Consider the following 5,596-nt stretch of genomic DNA (forward strand, 5'->3'; position numbering starts at 1 on the left):
CCCCGACCGGTGGCGTTCCCAATGGCGTTTGCCGAACAACAGCCGGGCGGGGCGAACGGACCGCGAAGGGGACGGGGTTACTCCACCGAGTCGGGGTCTTCGGCGTCCACCACCCGCCGGGCGATGTCGTAGGCGAAACCGGCGCGGCCCAGCGCCGCCAGATCCTTGTCGCGGAACTCCGCGCGCTTCTCCGGCAGGCGGTAGGGGCCGAGCCGGCGGCGGCGGGCCAGCGCCAGGGCGGCGGTCAGGTTCAGGTCGCCCTCGACCTCCTCGTCCAGCGACTCCAGCGCGCGGTCGGCCTCGTCGCGGCCGATGCCCTTGGCGGACAGCTTCTCGCGGATGGCGCGGGTCGAGGTGCCGCGGCGGTGCAGGCTGGCCGCCCGCATCTCCGCGTAGGCCGTGTCGTTCAGCAGGCCGCTGCGCAGGTAGCGGGCGATCAGGTCCTCGACCCAGCGCGCCCCCTCCGCCGGGTCGGTGCCGTGGGCCTGGGCGGAGCGGTCGACCTTGCGCATCAGCACGCGGCGCAGGCTGGCCGAGGAACTGGCGAAGCGCTGGAGATAGTGCAGGGCCGCGTTCTCCAGATACTGGGCGGTCACGAGGCGCGGCGGCTTGCGGGCCGGCGGCTGGTCGCGGGTCATGGCTGTCTCCCGTCCGGGGGCGGTTGCCGGAACGGGCGGCGCGCCCTAAAGTCCGGTCCAATCCTGTGAATCGTGGTGCGATGACTCATCCTCTCCCTCCCATGCCCCGCCAGGTCGGCGCCGTCAACTGGGTCGGCCTGTGGACCCTTTACGCGCGCGAGGTGCGCCGGTTCCTGAAGGTGCACCAGCAGACCGTCTGGGCGCCCGTGGTCACCACTCTGCTGTTCTACGCCGTCTTCGCGCTGGCTCTGGGCGGCGCGGTGCGGATGATCGGCACGGTGCCCTATCTGGAATTCCTGGCCCCCGGCCTGATCATGATGGCGATGGCCCAGAACGCCTTCGCCAACACCTCCTCCTCCGTGGTGATCGCCAAGGTCCAGGGCAACATCGTCGACATCCTGATGCCGCCGATGGCCCCGCTGGAGCTGGCCTTCGGCTTCGTCATGGGCGGGGTGACGCGCGGCCTGCTGGTCGGGCTGGTCACCGGTCTGGCGATCTGGGCCTTCGTGCCGGTGCGCATCGCCCATCCGGAATTCGTCATTTTCCACGCCCTGATGGCGTCCATGCTGCTGTCGCTGCTCGGGCTGGTCGGCGGCATCTGGTCGGAGAAGTTCGACAACATCGCGGCGGTGACCAACTTCGTGGTGACGCCGCTGTCCTTCCTGTCCGGCACCTTCTATTCGGTGGAGACGCTGCCGCCGGTGTTCTGGTGGATCGCCCATTTCGACCCGTTCTTCTACATGATCGACGGCTTCCGCTACGGCTTCATCGGGCGGTCGGACGGCACGCTGGGGATCGGGATTCTCGTCATGCTGGCGGTCAACGGCGCCCTGTGGTGGCTGGCCTGGCGCATGCTGAAGACGGGCTACAAGCTGAAGGCGTAAATCCGCCGGAATTCGGCCGAATTCAGCCGGTCGGCGTAGCCAATCCGTTGACAGGCCGAAGTGACATCTTGATATTCGACGGTTCCCGGCGGGCGAGGGTGTCCGCCGGGCTTTCCTCATTCGGAGGTTTTCGCTGTGATTCCGGTCGTCATGCCCACATATGCCCGCGCCGACATCGTGTTCGAGCGCGGCGAAGGTCCGTATCTGTACGCGACCGACGGGCGACGATTCCTCGACTTCGCCGCCGGTGTGGCGGTGAACGTCCTCGGCCACGCGAATCCCTATCTGGTCGAGGCGCTGACCGCCCAGGCGCACAAGCTCTGGCACACCTCCAACCTGTTCCGGGTCGCCGGGCAGGAGAGCCTCGCCAAGCGGCTGACCGCCGCCACCTTCGCCGACACCGTGTTCTTCACGAACTCGGGCGCCGAGGCGTGGGAGTGCGGCGCCAAGCTGATCCGCAAATACCATTATGAGAAGGGCGACAAGGCCCGCACCCGCATCATCACCTTCGAGCAGGCCTTCCACGGCCGCACGCTGGCCGCGGTGTCGGCGGCGCAGCAGGAGAAGCTGATCAAGGGCTTCGGCCCGCTGCTCGATGGCTTCGACCTCGTGCCCTTCGGCGATCTGGAGGCCGTGCGCGCCGCCATCACCGACCGCACCGCGGCCATCTGCCTGGAGCCGATCCAGGGCGAGGGCGGCATCCGCGCCGGCTCGGTCGAGTTCCTGCGCGGCCTGCGCGACCTGTGCGACCAGCACGGGATGCTGCTGTTCCTGGACGAGATCCAGTGCGGCATGGGCCGCACCGGCAAGCTGTTCGCCCATGAATGGGCCGGCATCACGCCGGACGTCATGGCGGTGGCCAAGGGCATCGGCGGCGGCTTCCCGCTGGGCGCCTGCCTCGCCACCGAGAAGGCGGCGTCGGGCATGACCGCCGGCACCCACGGCTCGACCTACGGCGGCAACCCGCTGGCCACCGCGGTCGGCAACGCCGTGCTGGACAAGGTGCTGGAGCCCGGCTTCCTCGACCATGTGCAGCGCATCGGCGGCCTGCTCCAGGACCGTCTGGCCGGGCTGGTGGCCGAGAACCCGTCGGTCTTCAAGGGCGTGCGCGGCAAGGGGCTGATGCTCGGCCTCGCCTGCGGCCCGGCGGTCGGCGACGTGGTCGTGGCCCTGCGCGCCAACGGCCTGCTGTCCGTTCCGGCGGGCGACAACGTGGTCCGGCTGCTGCCGCCGCTGAACATCGGCGAGGCCGAGGTCGAGGAGGCCGTGGCCATCCTCGCCAAGACCGCCAAGGAGCTGGTGTGATGTCCGCCGTCCGTCATTTCCTCGACATCGACCGGCTGGACAAGGCGACGCTGCGCCAGATCCTCGCCATGGCCGCGACCATCAAGAAGGACATCCCGGCCTACCGCTCGCTGTTCGCGGGCCGCACGCTGGCGATGATCTTCGAGAAGCCGTCGACCCGCACCCGCGTCTCCTTCGAGGTCGGCATGCGCCAGCTCGGCGGCGACGTGGTGGTGCTGAAGCCCGACGACATGCAGCTCGGCCGCGGCGAGACCATCGGCGACACCGCCCGCGTGCTGTCGCGCTACGTGGACGCGGTGATGGTCCGCACCATGGGCGAGGAGCGCGTGCAGGAGCTGGCCGAGTTTGCCTCGGTGCCGATCATCAATGGCCTGACCGACCAGTCGCACCCCTGCCAGATCATGGCCGACGTGATGACCTTCGAGGAGCATCGCGGCCCCATCGAAGGGCGCACGGTGGCCTGGATCGGCGACGTGAACAACGTGGCGGTGAGCTGGGTCCATGTGGCGGTGCGCCTCGGCGTCGAGATCCGCCTCGGCTGCCCGGAGATCTACGGCCCGGCGCCGGAACTGCTCGACTGGGTGAAGCGCGAGGGCGGGCGGATCACCGTCACCACCTCGCCGGAGGAGGCCGTGCGCGGGGCCGACTGCGTGGTCACCGACGCCTGGGCCTCCATGCACAACACCGACGTGGACGAGCGGGCGGCGGTCCTGGGGCCCTATCAGGTCAACGAGGCGCTGATGGATCTCGCCGCCCCCGACGCCCTGTTCATGCACTGCCTGCCCGCCCACCGCGGGGAGGAAGTGACCGACGGGGTGATCGACGGCCGGCACTCGGTCGTCTGGGACGAGGCGGAAAATCGCCTGCACGCCCAGAAGGCCATACTGGCATGGTGCCTCGGCGCCACTATTTAAAAGCACTTGGGGCTGAGAGCCCTTGGAATTGGAGTCATGGCCCGGCGCCGCCCCCCGCGATGAGCGGGATGGTGGCGCCGGGCCATGGCCTGTCGTAACTTCGAGGACATCATGGACGATCCTTCCGTCCAACCGATCACCGACGATCTCGTTCTGCCTTTCCAGATCGAGGCGTCGCGCCTGCGCGGCCGCATGGTGAAGCTGGGCCCCGCGCTGGACGAAATCCTGACCCGCCACGCCTATCCGGAGCCGGTTGCCCGCTTCCTGGCCGAGACGATGACGCTCGCCATGCTGCTGTCCAGCATGCTGAAGTACGACGGCATCTTCACGCTCCAGACCAAGGGCGACGGTCCGGTCCGGCTGATGGTGGCGGACATCACCTCGGTCGGCGACATCCGCGCCTACGCCCAGTTCGACGAGGAAGCGCTGGCCAAGGCCGCCGCCGACGTGGCCATCGCCCCGGCGCCGGCCCTGCTCGGCAAGGGCCACATCGCCTTCACCGTGGACCAGGGGCCGAACACCGAGCGCTACCAGGGCATCGTCGAGCTGTACGGCAAGACGCTGGCCGACTGCGTGCAGCACTATTTCCGCCAGTCGGAGCAGATCGACACCGGCCTGACCGTGTCGGTGGACCAGGAGACCCTGCCGGACGGCAGCAAGGGCGCCTGGCGGGCCGGCGGCATCATGATCCAGCGCCTGCCGCAGGACGCCACGGAAAAGGTGCTCGGTTCCGGCGACGAGGACGCGTGGCGCCGCGCCATGGTCCTGCTGTCCAGCACCACCGGCGACGAGCTTCTCGACCCGGAGCTGCCGGCCCGCGACCTGCTGTTCCGCCTGTTCCACGAGGACGGCGTGCGGGTGTGGCAGCCCAAGGCCCTGCGCTTCGGCTGCCGCTGCTCGCGCGAGCGGGTGTCGGACATGCTGTCCAGCCTGCCGCGCGCCGAGGTGCAGGATCTGAAGATCGACGACGGGCGCGTCGAGGTGGTCTGTCAGTTCTGCTCCACCGCCTACCACTTCGACGACGCGGACCTCGACCGGGTCTACGGGACGGCGAAGTAGGCGGCTCCAGGTTCCGGATGCGTTGGGAGGACGGCGCGGCTATAGTGCCGCGCCGTTTTTCCGTCTCACCGGAGCGATCATGCCCACCCGCCGTTTCGTTCTCGCCGCCGCTCTCGCCACCGTGGCCCTGACGGCCTGCCAGAGCACGCCGCCGCGTCCGGCGGCCCGGCCCATCGACTATTCCAACTTCGGCCCGATCGTCCTGAACGCAGGCGGCGTCGACGTGGTGGACGCCCACCGTCCGGCCGGCACCGCCGTCGACCAGCGCATCCCCCTGCCGCCCGCCGATGCGGTGCGCCGTTGGGCCAACGAGCGGCTCCAGGCCGCGGGCGGGCCGGGCCGCGTCCGCGTCACCATCCGCGACGCCAGCATCGTCGAGGTCCAGCTTCCCAAGACCGGCGGGGTGAAGGGCTACTTCACCAACGATCAGGCCCAGCGCTACGACGGCCGGATCGAGGTCGAGGTCAACGGCGAGTTGCCCGGCGAATCGACCTTCCGCGGCATGACCAAGGCGACGGTGACCCACTCCACCACGGTGCCGGAGAACATCTCGGTGGCCGACCGCGAGGCGACCCTTCAGGACCTCGTCCGCCGCATGATGGACGATTTGAACGCCCGGCTGGACGCCGGCATCCGCAAGGATCTGGCGCCGATGGTGCGGCGGTAGGGGTCGGCGGCAGGAGAGGTCTTGCCCCCTCCCTAGCCCTCACCCGCTGACGCGGGGGGGGGGAGCAAATTACCCCCACTTCGCCAGCGGGGGAGGGCCAGGGGAGGTCGCTTATACACATCCAGCGCG

The 5,596-nt window shown here is 69.4% G+C and carries 6 protein-coding genes; 5 read left to right on the top strand and 1 reads right to left on the bottom strand.

The genetic code is table 11. The annotated features are described in order from the left end of the window. Window positions 1-77 precede the first annotated feature (77 nt). Complete coding sequence (locus GBZ26_RS26320) at window positions 78-638, bottom strand: regulatory protein RecX (protein ID WP_145689231.1); 561 nt, start codon at window positions 636-638, stop codon at window positions 78-80. An 80-nt stretch (window positions 639-718) separates the two neighbouring features. Between GBZ26_RS26320 and GBZ26_RS26325 the strand changes: the two genes are divergently transcribed. From GBZ26_RS26325 to GBZ26_RS26345, 5 genes are all read left to right on the top strand, one after another. After that, complete coding sequence (locus tag GBZ26_RS26325; RefSeq protein WP_114861599.1) at window positions 719-1,522, top strand: ABC transporter permease; 804 nt, start codon at window positions 719-721, stop codon at window positions 1,520-1,522. Between the two features lie 150 nt (window positions 1,523-1,672). Next, a complete protein-coding gene (locus GBZ26_RS26330) occupies window positions 1,673-2,827 on the top strand; it encodes an aspartate aminotransferase family protein (protein WP_174441369.1) in 1,155 nt (384 codons plus the stop codon). Beyond that, window positions 2,827-3,741 carry an ornithine carbamoyltransferase gene (gene argF, locus GBZ26_RS26335; RefSeq protein ID WP_035678070.1) on the top strand — a complete coding sequence of 305 codons (915 nt, stop codon included), beginning with the start codon at window positions 2,827-2,829 and terminating at the stop codon, window positions 3,739-3,741. The genes GBZ26_RS26330 and argF overlap by 1 nt, the downstream gene beginning before the upstream one ends. A 111-nt stretch (window positions 3,742-3,852) precedes the next feature. Beyond that, a complete protein-coding gene (locus GBZ26_RS26340; protein WP_246653835.1) occupies window positions 3,853-4,800 on the top strand; it encodes an Hsp33 family molecular chaperone in 948 nt (315 codons plus the stop codon). A 79-nt stretch (window positions 4,801-4,879) separates the two neighbouring features. After that, entirely contained in the window at window positions 4,880-5,467 is a 588-nt protein-coding gene (locus GBZ26_RS26345; RefSeq protein ID WP_174441371.1) for a hypothetical protein, read from the top strand. The last annotated feature ends 129 nt before the right edge of the window (window positions 5,468-5,596 follow it).

Source organism: Azospirillum formosense, from assembly GCF_013340925.1.
GTDB classification, from domain to species: domain Bacteria; phylum Pseudomonadota; class Alphaproteobacteria; order Azospirillales; family Azospirillaceae; genus Azospirillum; species Azospirillum formosense.

Excerpts from the sequence above, each read along its gene's own strand:
- GBZ26_RS26320 (WP_145689231.1), bottom strand. The coding sequence starts at position 638 with ATGACCCGCGACCAGCCGCCGGCCCGCAAGCCGCCGCGCCTCGTGACC.
- GBZ26_RS26325 (WP_114861599.1), top strand. The coding sequence starts at position 719 with ATGACTCATCCTCTCCCTCCCATGCCCCGCCAGGTCGGCGCCGTCAAC.
- GBZ26_RS26330 (WP_174441369.1), top strand. The coding sequence starts at position 1,673 with ATGCCCACATATGCCCGCGCCGACATCGTGTTCGAGCGCGGCGAAGGT.
- argF (WP_035678070.1), top strand. The coding sequence starts at position 2,827 with ATGTCCGCCGTCCGTCATTTCCTCGACATCGACCGGCTGGACAAGGCG.
- GBZ26_RS26340 (WP_246653835.1), top strand. The coding sequence starts at position 3,853 with ATGGACGATCCTTCCGTCCAACCGATCACCGACGATCTCGTTCTGCCT.
- GBZ26_RS26345 (WP_174441371.1), top strand. The coding sequence starts at position 4,880 with ATGCCCACCCGCCGTTTCGTTCTCGCCGCCGCTCTCGCCACCGTGGCC.